Genomic DNA, 19,025 nt, shown 5'->3' with positions numbered 1-19,025 from the left:
TCAACAAGGAAGGGGCGGGGCAAATGTCTAGGGCAGGCGAACTGGTGAAGGGGTTTCGCACCCGCACCGTGCCGCGCGAACGCACCGCGCTCGCCATCTGGTTCTGGGAGATTGATCGCGTCCTCCTGTCGCTGATCGTCACGTTGATGGCGATCGGGCTGGTGGCGGTTGCGGCGGCGTCTCCGGTCGCGGCGATCGACCGGTCGACCGCGCAGATTGCCGTCAATCCGCTCAACTATTTCTACCGCCAGCTCGTCTTTGTTGGTTTGGGCCTGCCGATCATGCTCGTCATATCGATGCTGCCCCGGCCACAGGCGCGGCGGCTGGCGACATTTTTGTGTGTCTTTTTCTTCGTCATGCTGCTGTTCGTGCCGCTGCTGGGGAGCGTGGTGAACGGGGCGAAGCGCTGGATCGACCTGCCCGGTTTCCGCTTCCAGCCGTCGGAGTTTCTGAAACCCGTCTATGTCGTGACTTTGGCCTGGCTGCTGTCGCTGCGCGGCAAGGATGCGAGCCTGCCGGTGATCCCGCTGACCGGCGCATTGACGCTGCTGATCGCGGCGATCCTGATGCGCCAGCCTGACTTTGGCCAGACGGTCATTTTCCTGGCCTGCTGGGGATGCCTGCTGCTCTTGTCGGGGATGCCGATGCGCTGGATTGCGGCGCTGGGTGGCATGGGGCTGGCGGGACTTGTCGCGGTCTATATGTTCTATGAAAATGGCCGTCAGCGGATCAATGATTTTCTGGGGATCGGCGTTGATCAGAGCGCCGGGCCGGACCAGACGGACCTTGCTTTCCGCACCATCACCCATGGCGGCTTTACCGGCGTGGGACCGGGCGGCGGGCAGCATAAATTTCGCCTGCCTGAAGCGCATACCGACTATATCTTCTCGGTCATCGGGGAAGAGTTCGGCCTGCTTGCCTGCATCGCCATCGCTTTGGTCTATCTGGCTATCGTCGTGCGGGTGCTGCTGCGCCTGCTGGACGAGGAGGATAGTTTCACCATTTTGGCTGCGGCGGGGCTGACGACGCAGTTCGGATTGCAGGCGATCATCAATATGGGCGTAAATGCGCAGATATTTCCGTCCAAGGGGATGACGCTGCCCTTTATCAGCTATGGCGGCTCCTCTATGCTGGCGCTTTGCATCGGCGTCGGCCTGTTGCTCGCCTTCACGCGACGCAACCCCTTCATGGGTCGGCATACGGTCGTCAAATGGAGTGGTCGATGAGCATTTCCCGTCACTTCGTCCTCGCCGCCGGCGGGACGGGTGGTCATATGATTCCGGCTCACGCCGTGGCCGAGGAACTGATGGCGCGCGGCCATCATGTCGCGCTGGTCACCGATGAGCGGGGAGCCAAGATCCCCGGCATTTTCGACAAGGCGCAGGTTCATGTCCTGCCCGCCGGGCGGATGACCAAGAATCCGAAAAGCTGGCCGGGGGCCTTGAAAGCGATCCTGGCGGGCCGGGCGATGGCGCGGCGATTGAATGAGACGTTCCGCCCGACCGCCGTGGTCGGCTTTGGCGGTTATCCGGCGATGCCTGCGCTGCTGGCGGCGCTGGCCGATGGCGTGCCGACGGCGGTGCATGAGCAGAATGCGGTGCTGGGCCGGGTCAACCGGCTGCTGGCCGGGCGAGTCGATGCGATTGCGACCGCCTATCCGGGGGTTGAGCGGCTGAAGGACAAATATACCGCCAAGGTTCACCTGATCGGCAATCCGGTGCGTGAGGAAGTCAAACAACTGCGCGAGGAGGATTTCCCCGCGCTGACCGACGAGAGCGTGTTCCGGGTGCTGGTGATCGGCGGTAGTCAGGGTGCGTCGATCCTGTCGAGTGTGGTCCCAGAAGGCCTGTCGATGCTGCCGGTCGCGCTGCGCCGCCGCTTGCAGGTGACGCAGCAGTGCCGAGCCGAGGATATTGAGCGGGTGCGCAAAACCTATGCGGAGATGGAAATCCCCGCTGACTTGGCCACCTATTTCAACGATGTGCCGGAGAAACTGGGCTGGTCGCATCTGGTGATTGCGCGGGCGGGAGCGTCCACGCTGGCGGAACTGACCTGCGCCGGGCGGCCTGCCATATTGGTGCCATTGCCGAGCGCGATGGACGATCACCAGACCGCCAATGCGCGCGAAATGACCGAGGCGGGCGGCGCGCGGACGATTCCGCAGGCGCGCTTTACCGCTGTGGAACTGGCCAAGCAGATGCAGAAGATGGCGATGGAGCCGGGTGCCTTGCAGAATGCGGCGAAGCGCGCGCGCGGCTGCGGCCGTCCCAATGCGGCGCGGGACATGGCGGATTTGCTCGAAAGCATCGGCCAAGCGCCGATCGTCAATGATCCGGTACGGGTCGGGCCGACGCCCACGACGCTCAATCTGGCGGGGGTTCCGGCTTGAAGAACGCCAGTCTTTCCCCGTTCGGTTTGCAATCATTCTTCGTTCGCCCTGAGCTTGTCGAAGGGCCGTCCTTCTTTCCGACCCTCGTTCAAAAGAAAGGGCAGGGCTTCGACAGGCTCAGCCCGAACGGTTTAATATATAAGGAATTTCGCTCATGAAGGGTGTCGGCACGGACATCGGCACGATCCATTTCATCGGCATTGGCGGCATCGGCATGTCGGGCATTGCCGAGGTGATGCATAATCTGGGCTATGATGTGCAGGGCAGTGACGTCGCCGAAGGCTATGTGGTCGAAGGGCTGCGGGCCAAGGGCATCCGCGTGATGATTGGCCATAAGGCGGAAAATCTGGGCGATGCTGCCGTGGTGGTGACATCCACCGCGATCAAACGCGGCAACCCGGAGGTTGAGCTGGCGCTGGAAACGCGCGTGCCGGTGATCCGCCGGGCGGAGATGCTGGCCGAGCTGATGCGTCTCAAATCCACCGTCGCGGTGGCGGGAACACATGGCAAGACGACGACGACATCGATGGTCGCGGCGCTGCTCGACGCGGGCGGGGTGGACCCGACCGTCATCAATGGTGGCATCATCAACAGCTATGGCTCCAACGCGCGGCTGGGCAATAGCGACTGGATGGTGGTGGAGGCCGACGAGAGCGACGGCAGTTTCCTGCGGCTGGACGGCACGATCGCGGTCGTCACCAATATCGATCCTGAACATCTGGATCATTACGGCAGTTTCGACCGGGTGAAGGACGCCTTTGTCGAATTTGTCGGCAACGTGCCTTTCTATGGTGCCGCCCTGCTGTGCCTCGATCATCCCGAAGTGCAGGCGATTTTGCCGCGCGTGCAGGACCGGCGGATCGTGACCTATGGCTTTTCCGCGCAGGCGGACATTCGCGGCGACAATGTGGTGAGCTTCCCCGGCGGAAACCGCTTCGACGTGCAAATTCGTGAGCGGGACGGATCGACCCGCAGGATCGAGGGGATCGAAATGCCGATGCCTGGCCGCCACAATGTGCTGAACGCCATGGCGGCGATCGGCGTGGCGCTGCACATGGGGATTGACGACGCGACGATCCAGACCGGTTTTGCCAAATTCGGTGGGGTCAAGCGGCGCTTTACCAAGGTTGGCGAGATTGCGGTCGGTGCTGGTTCCGCCACGGTTATCGACGACTATGGCCACCATCCTGTCGAGATCAAAGCGGTTCTGGCGGCTGCGCGTGAGGGCGCGCAGGGGCGGGTGATCGCCGTTGTTCAGCCGCATCGCTTCACCCGGCTGCGCGACCTGATGGATGATTTCCAACAGGCGTTCAATGACGCCGACATCGTCTATGCTGCGCCCGTCTATACCGCGGGCGAACAGCCGATCGAGGGCGTGGACAGCGCGGCTCTGGTCGCGGGATTGAAGCGGCGCGGGCATCGCCATGCATCGACCATTGCCGACGCCGATGCGTTGGCGAGCGCGCTGGCGGCGGATGTTCAGGCGGACGATATGGTCATCTGCCTGGGCGCGGGCGACATCACCAAATGGGCGGCGGGGCTGGCGGCTGCCGTTTCCGTCAAGGTCAAGGAGTCGGTCTGATGTTCGAGCTGTTCGCCGTAGGGTTGGAAATGCAGAAGCGCATGATCGACGTCCAGATGCAGGGCGTGGAGGCCGCGCGCGACATGGTGGAGGCGGCGCAGCAAAATGCCAAGGCCGGGATGGCTGCCAATCAGGCGGGCGAGGCGGGCATGAAGGCGATGAAAAGCTGGATGAAGCTGTGGGGCATGCGCGGTTGAGCGACGGGATTGCCCTTCCGCCCGTGCGCGGCAGTTTGAAGGCGGATGCGCCGCTGGCCCCGCTCGTCTGGTTCAAGGCGGGCGGCTCGGCGCAATGGCTGTTCGAACCGAAGGATGCCGACGATCTGTCGGATTTTCTGGCCATACTCGACCCTGACGTGCCCGTGATGGCGCTGGGGCTGGGGTCCAACCTGATCGTGCGCGATGGCGGGGTGCCGGGCGTGGTGGTGCGGCTGGGCAAGCCGTTTGCGAAGGTCGAGCGACTAGACGAGGTGACGCTCACCTGTGGCGGCGGCGCGTCGGGGATATTGGTGTCCTCGACCGCGCGGGATGTGGGCATTGCGGGGCTTGAATTTCTCCGCTCGATCCCCGGCACGGTCGGCGGTTTCGTGCGGATGAATGGCGGCGCTTATGGACGTGAGACGCGCGATATCCTGGTCGAGTGCGAGGTGGTGTTGCGGTCAGGCGAGCAGGTGACGCTCTTGAACCGCGACCTGCATTACACCTATCGCCATTCGAACCTGACGGACGGCGCGATCGTGGTCAGCGCGACGTTTCGGGGCGAGCCTGGCGAACCGGCCGCGATCCAAGCGGAAATGGACCGCATCGCCGCCGCGCGCGAGGAAAGCCAGCCGCTGCGCAGCAAGACCGGCGGATCGACCTTCAAGAATCCCGACGGGCACAAGGCGTGGCAGCTGGTGGATGAAGCGGGGTGCCGCGGGCTGCAACTGGGCGGCGCGCAGGTGAGCGAGAAGCATACCAATTTCCTGCTCAACCTGGGCGAGGCGACCAGCACCGACATCGAAGCGCTGGGCGAGGAAGTGCGGCGGCGGGTAAAGGACAAGAGCGGCGTGGAGCTGGAATGGGAAATACAGCGGGTGGGGTTGGTGAAGTGAGTGGCGGAATGAAGTTCCTCCCCTGCAAGGGGAGGGGAACCGTTCGCGAAGGGAATGGTGGAGGGGTGTCGCCCTATCGTGAGGGCGACACCCCTCCGTCAGGCTTCGCCTGCCACCTCCCCTTGCAGGGGAGGATCTGGTTGTGACCCGTGGCCCCTGGCATGTCGCCGTCCTGATGGGCGGCTGGTCGGCGGAGCGGCCTGTTTCCCTCATGAGCGGGGAGGGTGTGGCCAAGGCGCTGGAATCGCGCGGGCATCGGGTTACGCGGATCGATATGGACCGTGATGTCGCGGCGCGGCTGGCGGAAACAAAAGCGGACGTGGTGTTCAATGCGCTGCATGGCGTGCCGGGCGAAGATGGCACGGTGCAGGGGATGATGGACCTGATGGGGCTGACCTACACCCATAGCGGCCTCGCCACCTCGGTCATCGCGATCGACAAGCAACTGACCAAGCAGGCGCTGGTGCCGCACGGCATTCCCATGCCCGGCGGCCATATCGTGCAGAGCGAGAGCCTGTTCGATGGCGATCCGCTGCCGCGTCCCTATGTGCTGAAGCCCGTCAATGAGGGCAGCTCGGTCGGCGTGGCGATCGTCACCGCCGAGGGCAATTATGGCAACCCGATCGCCCGCGACAGCGTGGGGCCGTGGCAGGATTTCCCCGAACTGCTCGCCGAACCCTATATTCGCGGGCGCGAACTGACCACCGCCGTGCTGGGCGACGAGGCGCTGCTGGTCACCGAATTGCGACCCAAGAGCGGCTTTTATGATTTCGACGCCAAATATACCGATGGCATGACCGAACATGTCTGCCCCGCCGACATTCCCGACGAGATTACGCAGGCGTGCAAGGCGCTGGCGCTGCGGTCGCATCAGTTGCTGGGGTGCAAGGGGGCGTCGCGGTCCGATTTCCGCTGGGATGATGAACAGGGTGTTGAGGGGCTGTTCCTGCTGGAGGTCAATACCCAGCCGGGCATGACCCCCTTGAGCCTGGTTCCCGAACAGGCGGCGAAGCTGGGCATTGACTATGCCACGCTGGTGGAGACTATTGTCGAGGAGGCGCTGCACCGCGCCGGGGGTGAGAAACATGGCTGAGGCACGGATCCGGCGCGGCGGCACTGCGCGGCTGAGCAGCGCGAAGGGCAGGGCGACGAAGGGCGGTCGCGGGCGCGCACTCAAGCGCCAGTCGTCGCTCGACCGGCTGATCGAGGCGCTGCCGGTCAGCGAAGCGACGCTGCAACGGCTGGCCAGCTGGGCGATTGTGGGGATTTTCGGGGCGATCCTGATCGGCTTTGCGATCTTCTTTGGCCTGCCCGCCATGGCGCAGCAGCAGGCCGCGCTGATCGCGGCGCGCGCGGGTTTCGAGGTGGACAAGGTCGAGGTGCGCGGCGTCGAGCGGATGGATGAGCTGCCGGTCTATAATATCGCGCTGGGGCAGGTGGACCGCTCTATGCTCTCGCTCGACCTGCCCAAGGTCCGCGCCGATATGCTGAAACTCGGCTGGGTCAAGGATGCGCGCATTTCCCGCCGCCTGCCCGATACGCTGGTGGTCGATATCGTCGAGCGTGATCCGGTCGCGGTGTGGCAGCATGGCGGCCAATTGCACCTGATCGACGTGGCGGGCGTGGTGCTGCAACCGGTGTCGGCCAGCGCGATGCCGGACCTGCCGCTGGTCGTTGGTCCCAATGCTAATCGGCAGACGGCGGGGCTTAACCGGCTGATGGAAAATGCGCCTGCGTTGAAGCCCATGCTGGCGGGCGCGACCTGGGTCGGCAATCGCCGCTGGGATTTGCGTTTCCAGTCGGGCGAGACGCTGTCGCTGCCCGAAGGGGACAAGATTTCGGCTGCCGCGCTGGTCAATTTCGCGCGGATGGACGGGGTCAACCGGCTGCTGGGCCGGGGTATCGTGAAGTTCGACATGCGCGATCCCGATCGCTTCGTGCTGCGCCTGCCGCAGGGCAGGGTCGAGGAGAAGCCGGTGGATGCCGCCGACACGGCGGCCAGCACCGCCGCGCTGGGCGAGGAAGGCTAAGCCCCATGGCGCAGCCCAAGGTCGAAAAGCTCATCACCGCGATCGACATCGGATCGTGGAAGGTCTCTGCGTTGATCGCGGGGCGGACCGACACGGGTGAGCTGGCGATTTTGGGCACCGGCCAGCGCGAAAGCCGGGGCGTGCGGCGCGGCTTCATCGCCGACATGGAGCGCACCGAACTCGCCGTGCGCGAAACGATCGAGCAGGCCGAGCGGGTTGCTGGCACCAATATCGAGGATGTCTGGGTCAGCTTTTCAGGCGGCAGCCTGGTCAGCGATGTCGTGACGGTCGAGCGCGACATGGGCGGCTATCGCATCGAACAGGCGGATATTGACGATCTGCTGACCACTGGCCAGCAGGGGATCGATCCCGATGGCCGGGTCGTGCTGCACGCGCAGCCGACCTGCTTCACCATCAATGGGAAGGTGCCGGTCAAGAAGCCCGCCGGGATGCACGCAGACCTGCTGGGCGTGGATATCCATGTCGTGCTGGCCGACGGCGCGCCGCTCGCCAATCTGGACCTGTGCGTGCGGGGCGCTTATCTGAACGTCAACTCCATCGTCGCGTCCCCGATCGCGACGGGGCTGGCCTGCCTGTCCGAAGAAGAGCGCGATCTGGGCGTGGCGCTGGTGGAACTTGGGGCAGGGGTCACCAATGTGTCGCTTTATGCGGGCGGGATGCTGGTGGGGCTGCACTCGATCCCGATCGGCGCGTCCGACATTACCGACGATATCGCGTCGGCCTTTGGCATTCGCCGCAGTCAGGCCGAGCGGATCAAATGTTTCTATGGCTCGGCGATGCAGAACCGTCGCGATTTCCGCGAGATAATCGAGATCGCAGCACCCCATGGCGATGTCGCGCTGCCGGGGCAGAGCGCCGGTCCCAACGCCGAAGGTGGCAAGATCACTCGCGCCGCGCTGGTCGGGGTCATTTGCGAGCGGCTCAACCAGCTGATGTCGGAAGTGAATGCGGCGCTGGCGGGCATGGGCTTTAATTCGCCGACCGGGCGGCAGGTGGTGCTGACGGGTGGCGGCGCGGAAATGAAGGGCATTGCCGATTATGCCCAGGGTGCCTTGGGCCGGGCGGTGCGGATCGGGCGGCCACGGGGCTTGTCCGCCATGCCCGAAGCACATAGTGGCCCGGCCTTTGCGACATTGGCGGGACTGGCGCTTTACGGCGCTTCCAACCCGGTTGATCTCCGCACGATGGCGCCTGCGCCGCAAACCGTGCATCGTCTGGGCGCACCCTTGTGGTGGCAACGGATGATGCGGGCGATAAAGACCAACTATTGAACGAAATTACAGTAAGAAGAAAATAGCTGGTGAAATACTCCAGTTTCTGGTGTTAACATTTGGTGTTGGTTGTCGCTTCCTGACGAGGAAGCTGAGGGAGCAGAATATATGAGCATTGAGATCAGCCCTCCGCATGTGGATGAACTGAAGCCGCGCATCGCGGTGATCGGCGTCGGCGGCGCGGGCGGCAATGCCATCGCAAATATGATCGCCGCCCATGTCGAGGGCGTGGACTTCATCGTGGCGAACACGGACGCACAGGCGTTGAACGCCTCGCCCGCCGAGCGCCGCATCCAGCTTGGCCCGCAAATTACCGAGGGTCTGGGCGCCGGGTCGCGCCCCGAAATCGGCAAGGCAGCGGCGGAAGAAACGATCGCGTCGGTCGAACAGGCGCTAGAAGGCGCGCATATGTGCTTCATCGCCGCTGGTATGGGCGGCGGCACCGGCACCGGGGCTGCGCCTGTCATTGCCAAGGCGGCGCGGGAGCGCGGCATCCTGACCGTTGGCGTGGTGACCAAGCCCTTCACGTTCGAGGGCAATCGCCGCATGAAGTCGGCAGAGAGCGGCATTGACGAGCTGCAAAAGCATGTCGACACGCTGATCGTCATTCCGAACCAGAATCTGTTCCTGATCGCCAACCCGAACACGACCTTCAAGGAAGCGTTTCAAATGGCGGACGAAGTGTTGCAGCAGGGCGTGCGTGGCATCACCGACCTGATGGTGATGCCCGGCCTCATCAACCTCGACTTTGCCGACGTCCGCTCCGTGATGGGCGAAATGGGCAAGGCGATGATGGGCACCGGCGAAGCCGAAGGCGACGGCCGTGCGCTTCAGGCGGCGGAAAAGGCGATCGCCAACCCGCTGCTCGACGGCGTGTCGATGCGCGGCGCGAAGGGTGTCATCGTCTCCATCGTCGGTGGCGAGGATATGCGCCTGATGGAAGTGGACGAGGCCGCCAACCACATCCGCGAACTGGTGGACCCGGACGCGAACATCATCTGGGGCAGCGCGTTCAACGACAATCTGAATGGCAAGATCCGCGTGTCGGTGGTCGCCACCGGGATCGACAATGATGTCGGCAATCATGCCGCGCCGCTGACTCAGCCGTTCAGCTTCGCCAGCCGCCCCGCCGTGTCGGTGCCGCAGTCGGCAGCGCCCAAGGCCGCTGCGCCTGCGCCACTGGCGGCTCCTGCCCCTGCGCCGGAACCAGAAACGCTGGAACTGGACGTGCCGGAAGCGCCTGCGCCCGCTCCTGTGGAAGCCGCAGCGCCCGCACCCTTTGCCCCGCCGCGTCCGGCAGCCGTCTTTTCGGACGACGATCCGGCCGAGGACGAATTGGTCCTGGGTGCAGAAAGCGCTGCCCCGGCCGCCCCTGTGGAACCTGCGCCGCGCGTAGCATCGGGCGGCACCTTGTTCGAGCGGATGGCGGGTCTGACCCGTGGCACGGAAAAGGCACCGGGGGCGGACGAGCCTGCACCGGGCCTGGACATTCCGCGCTTCCTCAATCGCCAGAACAACCAGTAAGCGATCCGCTTGCAGGGGCATCTGTCCCGCCAAAAGCGCGCCGTCGGTCCCACAAGGCAACCGGGCGCGCTTTTTCGTATGGGGTCATTTCCCATTCAGCACGGTATCGGCTAAGGCACGGATGTGAAACGCTCTCTTCCCTGGATCATTGCCGCGCTCATGCTTTCGGGCGGGGCGCAGGCGCAGGTTGATCAGTCGCAACTGGTGCGTCCGCCAGACGCGGCGGACCTCAATACATATCTTGCCCGCCTGTCCACCAATCCGCGCGACGTGGCGGCGCTGATCGGGGCGGGGGAGGCGGCGCTGGCGCTGGACGATCCGCGCGCTGCGGCCGGTTTCTTCGCCCGCGCCGATGCGATTGCGAGCGGAAATGGGCGGATCAAGGCCGGGCTTGGCCGGGTGATGCTGAAACTGCAAAATCCGGGCGAAGCGCTGCGGCTGTTCGATCAGGCAGTGCGGCTGGGCTATCCCGACGCGACCATATTGGCCGATCGCGGTCTGGCGCGCGACATGACCGGGGATCAGGCCGGGGCGCAGCGCGATTATCAGGTGGCGCTGCAACGCACGCCCAATGATTTGGAGCTGCTTCGCCGCTATGCCGCGTCATTGGGGATAGCGGGCCAGATCGAGGCGTCGGACAAGGTGATGCAGCCGCTTTTCTACAAGAGCGACCGTGCGGCCTGGCGGTCCCGCGCGTTCATATTGGCGATGAACAACCGGCAGGCTGAAGCGCAGAAGATCGCAGAGCAGACCATGCCTGCGCAACTCGCGGCTGCCATCATGCCCTATATGCGCAAAATGCCCTATCTGACCCCGGCGCAGAAAGCCGCGGCGATCCATTTCGGCCATTTTCCGACGCAGATCGGCACGACCATCGCTGCGATCGTGCCCACTCCGCCGGCGCCCGGCTACAGCCAGCCAGTTGTCGCCAAGACGCCGCCGGTTGCAGTGGCGGCGGCACCGACCAGCCCGGCGCAGGATCGCCGCGCGCGGCGTGCCGAACAGCAGCGCCAGCGCCGCGAAGCGACTCGGCTGGCACAGGCCGATGCGGCGCGCCCGGCTGTGGTTCAACCGGCACCCACGCCTACGCCCACACCGACCCCCGCGCCGCAACCGGTCCAGCCACCACCGGCGCAGGTGCAGATGGTTCAGCAGACGCCCGCCGCGCCCGCGCCGGTCCAGACCGCGCCGCCGCAGCAGGTCGCCGCTGCTTCCCCGCAGGTGCAGGGGCCGCCTGCGCCCGGTTTTGAATCGGTCGATACATCCCGGACGGCTGCCCCTGCCGCCAGCCAGGCTGCACCCGCAACACAGCTGAATGCCATCACGCTGGCGCAGGCATCGGTCCCGCCGTCCACGCCCCCCAGCGCGCAGCCGTCGTCGCCGGTCGTGCAACCAACGCCAACGCCTGCCGCGCCGCCGCCTCAGCCCGATCCGCAGGCGACCCGTACCCTGGCCGACATCATCCGCGCGATCGATGTGCCGGAAACCGAACGTCAGTCGGCGGTCGCGGCGGTCGATCTGGCCGAGATCGAGAAAATCCAGGCCGCGCGCCGGGCCGAGCGTCTGGCCGCTGCCGACAAGGTGAAGAAGGCCGCGGCTGCCAAGGCCAAGGCGGAGGCTGATGCCAAGGCGAAGAAGGAAGCCGAGGAAAAGAAGCGCCTGGCCGACAATCCCGCGCGCAACTGGCTCCAGATCGCGACCGGGGCAAACAAGAGCGCGCTTGGCTTCACCCTCAAAACGATGCGCAAGAAATATGACGCGCTGGCCTCGCAAAGCGCCTGGGTCGCTAGCTGGGGCCGGACCAACCGGCTGGTCGTTGGTCCCTTCGCCAGCTTCACCCGCGCCAAAACACTCGAAACCAAGCTGAAGGGTGAGGGCGCGGACGTTTTTGCCTGGCAAAGCGATGCGGGAGAGGTAGTCGAAAGGCTGGGCGGCGAGTAGAGGGGCGTCTCATGACGATCCTTGCCTCCTATGCCTGCCACCCCGCCGCCAGCCGTGGCCGCCTCCACCCCGAAGAAGGGGGTGAGGTGCGCGGCCCGCGCGACATGTTCCAGCGCGACCGCGATCGCATCATCCATTCGATCGCGTTCCGCCGCCTGCGCCACAAGACGCAGGTGTTCGTCTCGCCCGACGGCGATCATTTCCGCGTCCGCCTGACCCATAGTCTGGAAGTCGCGCAGATCGGCCGTACGACCGCGCGGACGCTGGGGCTGAACGAGGATCTGACCGAGGCGTTGTGCCTGGCCCATGACATCGGCCATCCGCCGTTCGGCCATGCGGGGGAGGATGCGCTGGAGGCGGCGATGGAGGCGTATGGCGGCTTTGATCACAACGCTCATACGCTGCGCACGCTGATGCTGCTCGAAAGTCCCTATCCGCGTTTCAGGGGGCTGAACCTCAGCTGGGAGATGCTGGAGGGACTGGCCAAGCATAATGGCCCGATCGCCAATCCCGGCTGGGCGATGCGGGAGCTGGATGCGCTTTTGCCGCTGGACCTTGCCAGCCATGCCTCGCTGGAGGCGCAGTTGGCGGCGATTTCGGACGACATCGCTTATGACAATCACGACATTGACGATGGGCTGCGCGCCGGGTTGCTGACGCTGGAGCAGTTGCTGGAGGTTCCGTTCGTGGCGCGATGCTGGGAGAGGGTGCGGGCGCGCTATCCCGATGTCGCGCAGGACCGGCTGCTGCGCGAACTGGTGCGCGAACAGATTGGCGTGATGGCCAATGACCTGATCGCCGCGACCCGCGCGAATATCTCGGAGTCGGGGGTGGAGACGGTGGAGGATGTTCGCGCGCTGGGCCGCACGCTGGTCGCCTTCTCGCCGGAGCTGGCAGCGGAAGAGCGCGAGCTCAAGCGCTTCATGTATGCCAGCCTTTATCATCATCCCGAACAGCTGGCCGCGGCCGACCGGGCGCGGGTGATTGTCACCGACCTGTTCGCCGCCTATCAGGCTGACCCCGCGCTGATGCCGGACGAATGGCGCGATGAGTGCGTTACGGGCGAACCCGACCGCAGCCGTCACATCGCCGATTTCATTGCTGGCATGACCGACCGCTACGCCGAAAAGCGCCATGCGGAGATATTCGGGGCGCTGGCGGATTGACGCGCCGGTGCGTTTGACGCAATGCAACACATGTCTCCGGCGCTGAGGATTCGGTGCCGGGCACGATGCGGGAGAGCATGGGCGGTCTTTCAGGCCAAGCCCGTCGCCGAAGGAGCAACCGCCCCGGAATCTCTCAGGCCAAAGGACCGCATCGCGCGCAGGCACTCTGGAAAGCGGACGGGGAAACCTGTCCCACCGAAGGGGTAAGCCGTTTCCTGCAACAGGACGGTCAAAGCTCTCAGGTTCCCGTGACAGAGGGGGTGACGAACAGGGCGGTCCTTTGCGGGCCGGGTTGATCGTCGCTGCGCCCTCTCACGGAAAGGCCGTCCCATGACTGCCAATGACAATATCGCCATGCTGGAAGACGCCCTGCCGCTGGAGGCCTTGCCGCTCGACGCCTGGCATCGCGCACGCGGCGCGCGGATGGTTGGTTTTGCCGGTTATCATATGCCGATCCAATATGATGGCATCATGGCCGAACATGGCTGGACCCGCGAACATGCTGGCCTGTTCGACGTCAGTCATATGGGGCAACTGACCTTTTCGGGTGAAGGCGCGGACGAGGCGCTGGAACTGCTGCTGCTCAGCGATATCAAGGGGTTGAAGCCCGGTCGCCAGCGCTATTCGATGCTGCTGGATCAGGATGGCGGCATCCTCGATGACCTGATGGTCTCCCGCCCCGGCGATGGCGCGTTCGACGATGCGGCGATCTATATGGTGGTCAACGGCGCGACCAAATATGACGATATTGGCTGGATGATCGAGCATCTACCCGACGACGTCATCATGAACCATATGGCCGATCAGGCGCTGCTGGCGTTGCAGGGACCGGAAGCGGGCGAGGCTATGGCCGCGCTGGTGCCTGGGACCGCTGATCTTATTTTCATGCAATGCGGCGCGTTCGACTGGAACGGGGTGCCGCTGTGGATCAGCCGGTCTGGCTATACGGGCGAGGACGGGTTTGAAATCAGCCTGCCAGCGGACGCCGCCGTCGCTTTTGCTGACGCCTTGTGCGCGCTGCCGCAGGTGAAGCCGATCGGCCTTGGCGCGCGCGATTCGTTGCGGCTGGAGGCGGGATTGCCGCTCTATGGCCATGACCTGACGCCCGCTGTCAGTACGATCGGCGCGGATCTGGGCTTTGCGATCCAGAAACGCCGCCGCGAGGAAGGCGGCTTCATCGGCCATGGCCGGGTGATGAAGGAACTGGCCGATGGTCCGGGCGCAAAGCGGGTGGGCCTGACGATCGAGGGCCGCCTGCCCGCGCGCGAGGGCGCGCAGATTTATCTCGGTGATGTGCAGGTGGGCGATGTCACGTCCGGCGGCTTTGCCCCGACCGTGGGCGCGCCGATCGCGATGGGCTGGGTCAGCCTGCCCCATAGCGCCATCGGCACCGCGCTGGAGATTGAGGTGCGCGGCAAGCGCATCGCCGCGGTGGTTGCGCCCATGCCGTTCGTGCCGCACCGTTACCGCCGCAAAGCCTGATTCTCACGCAAATCATTCCGGGGAGACTATCCATGAGCCGTTATTTCACCGACGAACATGAATGGATCGACGTCGAGGGCGAGATCGCCACGGTCGGCATCACCGATTATGCGCAGGAGCAGCTGGGCGACATCGTATTCGTCGAACTGCCTGCCGAAGGCACGACATTCGACAAGGGCGACGATGCCGCCGTGGTCGAATCGGTCAAGGCTGCGTCGGACGTCTATGCGCCGATTTCGGGCGAAGTGATCGAGGCCAATGGCGCGCTGGAGGATGAACCCGCGCTGGTCAACAGCGATGCCGAGGAAGATGGCTGGTTCTTCAAGCTGCGCATGACCGACCCGTCCGAGCTGGAAGGGCTGATGACCGAAGCGGCCTACAAGAAGTTTGTCGCGAGCCTTTGATGGTGAGGGGCGCAGTCCCGACGGCGGCAATCGCGCTTTGTGCGTTGCCTCTCATCTTGGAGGGCTGCGACCGGTCGCCCCAGATGGCGGTGGACAAATTGGTGCCGGACATCGAACGGCTGAACGGTAAGCGCGTAACGGCGACTGGCTACTTGCCAGAGTGTTTGGGCTATGAATGTCGATTATTTGCTAATGAGGCCGACGCCAGACGGGCAGCCAACTATTTTGCTGAGCTGAAGTCAGCCAGGCGACCATCCTTCCAGCCTAAGGTCAAAGAGCCGATCTGGTTGGGCATCGGGGTTGGCAAGAATATGAAGTTCGATGAGCAAGCCAAGCCATTTGTCGGCGGCTATGTGAAGGTCACCGGTGTCGTCACCAATCGATGCCGCTTTCAAGGCCGCCCTGCCTGTTCCGACCGGTCCACCGACATCGAACCCGATTCGATAGAGGCCGGGCGTCGTTCGCAATGAATATTTCCTCCAGTTATGAGAGGCGCTGATGCGTTACCTACCCCTTACCGACACCGACCGGCAGGCGATGCTGTCCGTCATCGGCGCGGCCTCGATCGACGACCTGTTTGTCGATGTTCCCGCCGAGGCCCGCCTGTCCGCCAAGATTGCGGGCCTGCCCGACCATGCCAGCGAACTGGCGGTCGAGCGCCATATGAGCAAGCTGGCGCGGCAAAATCTGTCGGCGGGGGAAGCGCCCTTCTTTCTGGGCGCGGGGGCGTACAATCATCACGTCCCGGCCAGCGTCGATCATCTGATCCAGCGCGGCGAGTTTCTGACCGCCTACACCCCCTATCAGCCGGAAATCGCGCAGGGGACGTTGCAGGTGTTGTTCGAGTTCCAGACGCAGGTGGCGCGCCTGCTGGGCTGCGACGTGGCGAACGCATCCATGTATGACGGATCGACCGCCTGCTGGGAAGCGATCGGCATGGCGCGGCGGATCACCAAGCGGAGCAAGGCGATATTGTCGTCGGGCCTGCACCCCCATTATGTATCGGTCGCCAACACGATGGCGAAATTCACCGGCGACCAATTGGTCCATGACGCGCCGACGCTGAGCGCTGACACTGATATCGAGGCGCTGATCGCGGGCATCGACAAGGACACAAGCTGCGTCGTCGTCCAATATCCCGACATTTTGGGACGCATTGCCGACCTGACTCCGCTGGCCGAGGCGGCCCATGCCGCCGGTGCGCTGCTCGTCGCGGTGGTGACCGAGCCGGTGGCGCTGGGCGCGCTGGTGCCGCCGGGCGAGATGGGCGCGGACATTGTGGTGGGTGAGGGCCAGTCGATCGGCGTCGGCCTGCAATTTGGCGGGCCGTATCTGGGCCTCTTCGCCTGCAAGCAGAAATATGTTCGTCAGATGCCCGGTCGCCTGTGCGGCGAGACGGTGGATGCGGCGGGCAAGCGTGGTTTCGTGCTGACGCTGTCCACCCGCGAACAGCATATCCGCCGCGAGAAGGCGACGTCGAATATCTGCACCAATTCAGGGCTTTGCGCGCTGGCGTTCAGCATCCACATGACCCTGCTGGGGGAAAAGGGGCTGCGCGAATTGGCGGCGCTCAATCATGGGTTGGCGGTGCAGGCCGCCGATCGATTGGCGCAGGTGCCGGGCGTGACTTTGCTCAACGACAGCTTCTTCAACGAATTCACGCTGGTCCTGACCAAGGACGCGCGTGAGGTCGTGCGTAGCTTGGCCGACAAGGGCGTGTTGGCGGGCGTATCGCTGGGCCGCCTGTTCCCGCAACACACGTCCGTGGGCAACGGTCTGGTCGTCGCGGTGACCGAGACAGTCACGGCGGAAGATATCGAAACGCTGGCCCAGGCGCTGGAGGAGGAACTGGCATGACCATGCTCAAGGAAGGCCGTCCCACCGCGCCCGTCGCCGTCGCGGACGCGCACATGGCCCCCGCGACCGTTACGGGCAACCGCGCGCTGATGCTGGAAGAGGCGCTGATCTTCGAGATTGGATCGACCGACACCACCGGCGTCGATTTCGCGCCTGCGCCCAAGGTGGCCAGCCGCCTTGCCGGGCTGGAGCGCCGGGCGATCGGCCTGCCGGGCCTGTCGGAACAGGAAACGGTGCGCCACTATACGCGCCTTAGCCGCCAGAATTATGCCATTGACCTTGGCCTGTTTCCGCTGGGCAGTTGCACGATGAAGCACAACCCGCGCCTTAACGAAAAGGTCGCGCGGATGCCCGGTTTTGCCGATCTCCACCCGCTTGCCCCGCAATCGACGGTGCAGGGCGCGTTGGCGGTGATCCATGAACTGGCGGAGTGGCTGGTGACGCTGACCGGGATGCATAGCGTCGCGATGTCGCCCAAAGCGGGCGCGCATGGGGAATTGTGCGGCCTGCTGGCGATCCGCGCGGCGCTGGAAGCGCGCGGTGACGCACGCAGCGTCGTGCTGGTCCCTGAAAGCGCCCATGGCACCAACCCCGCGACGGCGGCTTTCTGCGGCTATAAGGTCGAGGATATTCCCGCGACCCCCGAAGGCCGGGTCGATCTGGCGGCGTTGACCGCGCGGCTGGGACCGGATGTGGCGGCGGTGATGATCACCAACCCCAATACGTGCGGCCTGTTCGAGCGCGACCTCAAGACCATTTCCGACGCGGTCCATGCGGCGGGCGCGTTCGTCTATTGCGACGGCGCGAATTTCAACGCCATTGTCGGCCGGGTCCGCCCCGGCGACTTGGGCGTCGACGCAATGCACATCAACCTGCACAAGACCTTCTCCACCCCCCATGGCGGCGGCGGCCCCGGCTCCGGCCCCGTCGTGCTGTCAGAGGCGCTCGCACCCTATGCGCCGCTGCCCTTCGTGGAAAAGCAGGGCGACACATTCGTCCTGATCGAGGAGGAATCGGCGCAGGATCATCATGCCGGGACGTTCGGCCGCATGGTCGCTTTCCATGGCCAGATGGGCATGTTCACCCGCGCATTGGCCTATATCATGAGCCATGGCGCGGACGGGCTGCGGCAGGTGGCGGAAGATGCGGTGCTGAACGCCAATTACATATTACGCAGCCTGGACGATGTGCTGGACGCACCGTTCGGTGGCAGCGGACCCTGTATGCATGAGGCCTTGTTCAGCGACAAGGGGCTGGCCGAAGGCTTCACCACGCTCGACATTGCCAAGGGGCTGATCGACGAGGGTTTCCATCCGATGACCATGTATTTCCCGCTGGTCGTCCATGGCGCGATGCTGGTCGAACCGACCGAGACCGAGAGCAAGGCAGCGCTCGACCAGTTCATCATGGCGCTGCGCAGCCTGGCGCAGCGGGCCAAGGCCGGGGACGAGGCATTGAAGGGCGCGCCCTATCATGCGCCGCGCCGTCGCCTGGATGAGACGCTGGCGGCGCGGAAACCCGTGCTGACCTGGGAAGCGCCGATGCTCGCACAGGCGGCGGAATGACGCTCTGGGTTCCGGGCGAAGCGGGCGGCGAGGCGCAGAAACGCCACGCCCCCGCGACGCTGAGGAACCGGGACGCCATTCTAGCGATCCTGCGCGACGTCTTGCCGTCCGCCGGACTGGTGCTGGAGGTGGCGAGTGGCAGCGGCGAACATGCGATCCACTTCGCCGCCGCGCTGCCCGCGCTCGACTGGCAACCCAGCGATCCAGATCCGGCCGCGCTGGGCTCGATCGCGGCTTGGCGGGCGGAGGCGGGGTTGCCCAATCTGCGCGCGCCGATCCTGCTCGACGCGGCGGGTGACTGGCCGATCAACCGGGCCGATGCGATATTGTGCATCAACATGGTGCATATCAGTCCGTGGGACGGGACTTTGGGGTTGCTGCGCGGGGCAGGGCGGGTGTTGCCGCCCGGCGGTCTGCTCTATCTCTACGGTCCCTATATCCGCGACGATGTGGAGACCGCGCCCAGCAATCTGGCGTTTGATGCCTCGCTCAAGGCGCGCGACCCGCGCTGGGGGGTGCGGCGGTTGGAGGATGTCGTGGCGGCGGCGGAGGCGCAGGGATTGCGCTTTGACCGGGTGGTCGAGATGGCGGCGAACAATCTGTCGGTGATTTTCAGGCGGCGGACTTGAAATAATGGCCTGTTCCCGCGAAGGCGGGGACGTAGCCCTGCTATTGGAACTGGGTTCCCGCCTTCGCGGGA

Annotated in this window: 17 protein-coding genes and 1 riboswitch; all 17 genes read left to right on the top strand. The window is 64.8% G+C overall.

From position 1 onward, the window contains the following. Positions 1-23: 23 nt before the first annotated feature. The 17 genes from ftsW (at position 24) to KRZ98_RS09115 (ending at position 18,954) form a co-directional block, all read left to right on the top strand. Positions 24-1,226, top strand: coding sequence for a putative lipid II flippase FtsW (ftsW, locus tag KRZ98_RS09195; RefSeq protein WP_217673269.1), 1,203 nt, complete (start codon positions 24-26; stop codon positions 1,224-1,226). Further along, positions 1,223-2,389 (top strand): undecaprenyldiphospho-muramoylpentapeptide beta-N-acetylglucosaminyltransferase, encoded by a 1,167-nt coding sequence (gene murG / locus KRZ98_RS09190; RefSeq protein ID WP_217673268.1) that lies wholly within the window; start codon positions 1,223-1,225, stop codon positions 2,387-2,389. Before ftsW ends, murG begins: the two co-directional genes overlap by 4 nt. A gap of 154 nt (positions 2,390-2,543) precedes the next feature. Next, a complete protein-coding gene (gene murC, locus KRZ98_RS09185) occupies positions 2,544-3,971 on the top strand; it encodes a UDP-N-acetylmuramate--L-alanine ligase (protein ID WP_217673267.1) in 1,428 nt (475 codons plus the stop codon). Then, the gene (locus tag KRZ98_RS09180) at positions 3,971-4,168 is read left to right on the top strand and encodes a hypothetical protein (RefSeq protein ID WP_217673266.1); all 198 of its coding nucleotides are present in this window, start codon (positions 3,971-3,973) and stop codon (positions 4,166-4,168) included. The genes murC and KRZ98_RS09180 overlap by 1 nt, the downstream gene beginning before the upstream one ends. Further along, on the top strand, positions 4,150-5,064 hold the full coding sequence (murB, locus tag KRZ98_RS09175) for a UDP-N-acetylmuramate dehydrogenase (RefSeq protein ID WP_217673265.1): 915 nt from the start codon (positions 4,150-4,152) through the stop codon (positions 5,062-5,064). The genes KRZ98_RS09180 and murB overlap by 19 nt, the downstream gene beginning before the upstream one ends. A 142-nt stretch (positions 5,065-5,206) precedes the next feature. Beyond that, complete coding sequence (locus tag KRZ98_RS09170; protein WP_217673264.1) at positions 5,207-6,157, top strand: D-alanine--D-alanine ligase; 951 nt, start codon at positions 5,207-5,209, stop codon at positions 6,155-6,157. Continuing rightward, positions 6,150-7,094, top strand: a complete 945-nt coding sequence (locus tag KRZ98_RS09165) for a cell division protein FtsQ/DivIB (RefSeq protein ID WP_217673263.1) — start codon at positions 6,150-6,152, stop codon at positions 7,092-7,094. Before KRZ98_RS09170 ends, KRZ98_RS09165 begins: the two co-directional genes overlap by 8 nt. A gap of 5 nt (positions 7,095-7,099) precedes the next feature. Then, on the top strand, positions 7,100-8,386 hold the full coding sequence (ftsA, locus tag KRZ98_RS09160) for a cell division protein FtsA (protein ID WP_217673262.1): 1,287 nt from the start codon (positions 7,100-7,102) through the stop codon (positions 8,384-8,386). 108 nt (positions 8,387-8,494) lie between these two features. Next, the gene (gene ftsZ / locus KRZ98_RS09155) at positions 8,495-9,910 is read left to right on the top strand and encodes a cell division protein FtsZ (protein WP_217673261.1); all 1,416 of its coding nucleotides are present in this window, start codon (positions 8,495-8,497) and stop codon (positions 9,908-9,910) included. Between the two features lie 159 nt (positions 9,911-10,069). Continuing rightward, complete coding sequence (locus KRZ98_RS09150; protein ID WP_217673674.1) at positions 10,070-11,851, top strand: SPOR domain-containing protein; 1,782 nt, start codon at positions 10,070-10,072, stop codon at positions 11,849-11,851. Between the two features lie 11 nt (positions 11,852-11,862). Beyond that, positions 11,863-13,017, top strand: a complete 1,155-nt coding sequence (locus KRZ98_RS09145) for a deoxyguanosinetriphosphate triphosphohydrolase (RefSeq protein WP_217673260.1) — start codon at positions 11,863-11,865, stop codon at positions 13,015-13,017. 58 nt (positions 13,018-13,075) lie between these two features. Then, positions 13,076-13,176, top strand: a riboswitch (glycine riboswitch). 171 nt (positions 13,177-13,347) lie between these two features. Beyond that, positions 13,348-14,499, top strand: a complete 1,152-nt coding sequence (gene gcvT / locus KRZ98_RS09140) for a glycine cleavage system aminomethyltransferase GcvT (RefSeq protein WP_217673259.1) — start codon at positions 13,348-13,350, stop codon at positions 14,497-14,499. Between the two features lie 32 nt (positions 14,500-14,531). Continuing rightward, a complete protein-coding gene (gene gcvH, locus KRZ98_RS09135; protein WP_217673258.1) occupies positions 14,532-14,903 on the top strand; it encodes a glycine cleavage system protein GcvH in 372 nt (123 codons plus the stop codon). Between the two features lie 83 nt (positions 14,904-14,986). Continuing rightward, positions 14,987-15,373: a hypothetical protein gene (locus KRZ98_RS09130; RefSeq protein WP_217673257.1), complete on the top strand. Its 387-nt coding sequence runs from the start codon at positions 14,987-14,989 to the stop codon at positions 15,371-15,373. Between the two features lie 28 nt (positions 15,374-15,401). Further along, positions 15,402-16,760 carry an aminomethyl-transferring glycine dehydrogenase subunit GcvPA gene (gene gcvPA / locus KRZ98_RS09125; RefSeq protein WP_217673256.1) on the top strand — a complete coding sequence of 453 codons (1,359 nt, stop codon included), beginning with the start codon at positions 15,402-15,404 and terminating at the stop codon, positions 16,758-16,760. Beyond that, positions 16,757-18,325, top strand: coding sequence for an aminomethyl-transferring glycine dehydrogenase subunit GcvPB (gene gcvPB / locus KRZ98_RS09120; protein WP_217673255.1), 1,569 nt, complete (start codon positions 16,757-16,759; stop codon positions 18,323-18,325). Before gcvPA ends, gcvPB begins: the two co-directional genes overlap by 4 nt. Continuing rightward, on the top strand, positions 18,322-18,954 hold the full coding sequence (locus KRZ98_RS09115; protein ID WP_217673254.1) for a DUF938 domain-containing protein: 633 nt from the start codon (positions 18,322-18,324) through the stop codon (positions 18,952-18,954). The genes gcvPB and KRZ98_RS09115 overlap by 4 nt, the downstream gene beginning before the upstream one ends. Positions 18,955-19,025 lie beyond the last annotated feature (71 nt).

This window comes from Sphingobium sp. AS12 (assembly GCF_019097845.1).
In the GTDB taxonomy this organism is placed as follows: domain Bacteria; phylum Pseudomonadota; class Alphaproteobacteria; order Sphingomonadales; family Sphingomonadaceae; genus Sphingobium.
Note: the sequence above shows the minus strand (reverse complement) of the source record. Positions and strands in the feature narration are given on the sequence as shown.

Coding starts and splice junctions, on each gene's coding strand:
- gcvPA (WP_217673256.1), top strand. CDS start 15,402: ATGCGTTACCTACCCCTTACCGACACCGACCGGCAGGCGATGCTGTCC.
- ftsA (WP_217673262.1), top strand. CDS start 7,100: ATGGCGCAGCCCAAGGTCGAAAAGCTCATCACCGCGATCGACATCGGA.
- gcvH (WP_217673258.1), top strand. CDS start 14,532: ATGAGCCGTTATTTCACCGACGAACATGAATGGATCGACGTCGAGGGC.
- KRZ98_RS09145 (WP_217673260.1), top strand. CDS start 11,863: ATGACGATCCTTGCCTCCTATGCCTGCCACCCCGCCGCCAGCCGTGGC.
- murG (WP_217673268.1), top strand. CDS start 1,223: ATGAGCATTTCCCGTCACTTCGTCCTCGCCGCCGGCGGGACGGGTGGT.
- gcvT (WP_217673259.1), top strand. CDS start 13,348: ATGACTGCCAATGACAATATCGCCATGCTGGAAGACGCCCTGCCGCTG.
- ftsZ (WP_217673261.1), top strand. CDS start 8,495: ATGAGCATTGAGATCAGCCCTCCGCATGTGGATGAACTGAAGCCGCGC.
- KRZ98_RS09130 (WP_217673257.1), top strand. CDS start 14,987: ATGGCGGTGGACAAATTGGTGCCGGACATCGAACGGCTGAACGGTAAG.
- gcvPB (WP_217673255.1), top strand. CDS start 16,757: ATGACCATGCTCAAGGAAGGCCGTCCCACCGCGCCCGTCGCCGTCGCG.
- KRZ98_RS09150 (WP_217673674.1), top strand. CDS start 10,070: ATGCTTTCGGGCGGGGCGCAGGCGCAGGTTGATCAGTCGCAACTGGTG.
- KRZ98_RS09165 (WP_217673263.1), top strand. CDS start 6,150: ATGGCTGAGGCACGGATCCGGCGCGGCGGCACTGCGCGGCTGAGCAGC.
- KRZ98_RS09115 (WP_217673254.1), top strand. CDS start 18,322: ATGACGCTCTGGGTTCCGGGCGAAGCGGGCGGCGAGGCGCAGAAACGC.
- murC (WP_217673267.1), top strand. CDS start 2,544: ATGAAGGGTGTCGGCACGGACATCGGCACGATCCATTTCATCGGCATT.
- ftsW (WP_217673269.1), top strand. CDS start 24: ATGTCTAGGGCAGGCGAACTGGTGAAGGGGTTTCGCACCCGCACCGTG.
- KRZ98_RS09180 (WP_217673266.1), top strand. CDS start 3,971: ATGTTCGAGCTGTTCGCCGTAGGGTTGGAAATGCAGAAGCGCATGATC.